The sequence below is a fragment of the bacterium genome (assembly GCA_035549195.1).
Taxonomy (GTDB): domain Bacteria; phylum Oederibacteriota; class Muellerivitia; order Muellerivitales; family Muellerivitaceae; genus DASZRK01.
On sequence record DASZRK010000038.1, the window covers coordinates 1 to 3049 of the forward strand.

Consider the following 3049-nt stretch of genomic DNA (forward strand, 5'->3'; position numbering starts at 1 on the left):
ACTTACCCGACAAGGAATTTCGCTACCTTAGGATGGTTATAGTTACCACCGCCGTTTACTGGGGCTTAAATTCTGAGCTTCGCCTTGCGGCTGACCCGTCCTCTTAACCTTCCAGCACCGGGCAGGCGTCAGTCCGTATACCTCGTCTTGCGACTTCGCACGGACCTGTGTTTTTAGTAAACAGTCGCTTCTCCCTGGTCTCTGCGGCCCTTCCCGCTCCCGCCGCGAGGGCGTTCACGGATCAGGCCCCCCTTCTCCCGAAGTTACGGGGGCATTTTGCCGAGTTCCTTAACCACGATTCGCTCGATCGCCTCGGTATTCTCTACCTGACCACCTGAGTCGGTTTGGGGTACGGGCGGCTAGGACCTCGCGTCGAGGCTTTTCTTGGCAGCTGAGGATCACCCTGTTCGCGCATGTGCGCTCACCATCGGTTCTCGGCCTCGTGCAGCGTGGATTTGCCTGCGCTGCGGCCTACGGCCTTGGACGTGGTCAACCATCGCCACGCCGGGCTACCTTCCTGCGTCACCCCTGTTAACACGCTTACCTACTACCGGATCAGGTCCCAGCCGGACAGCTCGGCCTCCCCGAAGGGAGTACCGCACTGCCCAGGTGGTGAGTGTCACCGGGCTCGGTATGGGCGGTCCTTCGCCGGTACGGGAATATCAACCCGTCGTCCATCGACTACGCCTGTCGGCCTCGCCTTAGGTCCCGACTTACCCAGGGCGGATGAACCTGGCCCTGGAACCCTTGGTCATTCGGCGGACGGGTTTCTCACCCGTCGTTCGCTACTCATGCCTGCATTCTCACTCGTATGGGCTCCACCACTGGGTCACCCCGCGGCTTCACCGCCCATACGACGCTCCCCTACCCATCCACACACCTGGACACCGAGGTGCCTGGTCGACGCGTGGATGCCACAGCTTCGGCGGTGCGCTTGAGCCCCGCTACATTGTCGGCGCGGAATCACTTGACCAGTGAGCTATTACGCACTCTTTCAAGGGTGGCTGCTTCTAAGCCAACCTCCTGGTTGTCTGTGCAACTCCACATCCTTTCCCACTTAGCGCACGCTTGGGGGCCTTAGCTGGTGGTCTGGGCTGTTTCCCTCTCGACGACGGAGCTTATCCCCCGCCGTCTCACTGCCACGCTCTGCCTTACCGGCATTCGGAGTTTGGCTAACGTCAGTAACCTGGTCGGGCCCATCGGCTATCCAGTAGCTCTACCTCCGGCAAGAAACACGTGACGCTGCACCTAAATGCATTTCGGGGAGAACCAGCTATCACGAGGTTTGATTGGCCTTTCACCCCTAACCACAGGTCATCCCCCAGGTTTTCAACCCTGGTGGGTTCGGGCCTCCACACGGTCTTACCCGCGCTTCACCCTGCCCATGGCTAGATCACCTCGCTTCGGGTCTAGAGCACGCGACTGACACGCCCTGTTCGGACTCGCTTTCGCTACGGCTTCCCCACACGGGTTAACCTCGCCACGCACCACTAACTCGCAGGCTCATTCTTCAAAAGGCACGCCGTCACCCCTGCTAGGGAGGCTCCGACGGATCGTAGGCACACGGTTTCAGGTACTATTTCACTCCCCTCCCGGGGTACTTTTCACCTTTCCCTCACGGTACTAGTCCGCTATCGGTCACCAGGTAGTATTTAGGCTTACACGGTGGTCCGTGCAGATTCACTCCAGGTTTCTCGGGCCCGGAGCTACTCGGGAACACCCACGGCAGGCCGCATCATTTCGTCTACGGGGGTACCACCCTCTGTGCCGGGCCATTCAAGACCCTTCGACTATGACACGACTTTCTCACTGCCCGATGGTGCGGCAGCACCATCAGCGAGGTCCCACAACCCCTGCCACGCAACGCCCGCCGGCTTGAACACGTGCCAGGTTTATCCTGATCCGCTTTCGCTCGCCACTACTCACGGAATATCTCTTCCTGCCGGTACTGAGATGTTTCACTTCCCGGCGTTCCCTCCACCCGCCCTATACATTCAGGCGGGGGTCGCACCACATGACTGGTACGGGGTTACCCCATTCGGAGATCCTCGGATCACGGTTCGTTTGCCAACTCCCCGAGGCATATCGCAGGCTACCACGTCCTTCTTCGGCTCCTGGTGCCAAGGCATCCACCCTGTGCCCTTACAAACTTCAACCACAGAAAATCAAAGATGCTCGCGTCCACTGTGCAGTTCTCAAACAACGACCAGGCCCACCACCGCACCCGGCCACCAGCACCACCGGCCCCCATCCGGGGGCCGACAGCAGATGTGGCCAGACGATGGCCCCCGACCGACCCCGACCACCCCACCCCACACGCAGAGCAGCACCCCCACCCAGGGGAGCGGGACCCTCCCACGGGAGGACCCAGTGATTCACGGAGCCGGTCCGACGGAACACGCCACCTGCGCGGCTGTTCCCTCAGGACCCAACAGTGTGTCTCGACGCCCACCACAGCCCGACCCGACCCGGTTCCTTCCCCCCACGCGAACGTACGAGGCGTACTACGAGCCGGCCGAACCGCCAGCGAGCTGTCGTCGACGTTCCACCCATGAGCACCACCACCCGGACACTCGCCGAGCACGTGGCCCCTGCACGAACCACCAGCCCCCGAAAGGACCGGCCTCGTGAGGATGCTCCTTAGAAAGGAGGTGATCCAGCCGCACCTTCCGGTACGGCTACCTTGTTACGACTTAGTCCTAATCGCCAGTCCCACCTTCGACCACTCCCCCCCAAACGGGTTGGGCCATGGGCTTCGGGTGTTACCGACTTTCATGACTTGACGGGCGGTGTGTACAAGGCCCGGGAACGTATTCACCGCAGCGTTGCTGATCTGCGATTACTAGCGACTCCGACTTCATGGGGTCGAGTTGCAGACCCCAATCCGAACTGAGACCGGCTTTTAGGGATTCGCTCCACCTTACGGTATCGCAGCCCTCTGTACCGGCCATTGTAGCATGCGTGAAGCCCAAGACATAAGGGGCATGATGATTTGACGTCATCCCCACCTTCCTCCGAGTTGACCCCGGCAGTCTCCCATGAGTCCCCG

2 rRNA genes are annotated in these 3049 nt (G+C 60.9%); both read right to left on the reverse strand.

Going from position 1 to position 3049, the window contains the following annotated elements:
• Positions 1-2156: ribosomal RNA gene (locus VHE12_07930) — 23S ribosomal RNA — on the reverse strand; the annotation flags it as partial.
• Positions 2157-2644: 488 nt separating this feature from the next.
• Positions 2645-3049: ribosomal RNA gene (locus tag VHE12_07935) — 16S ribosomal RNA — on the reverse strand; the annotation flags it as partial.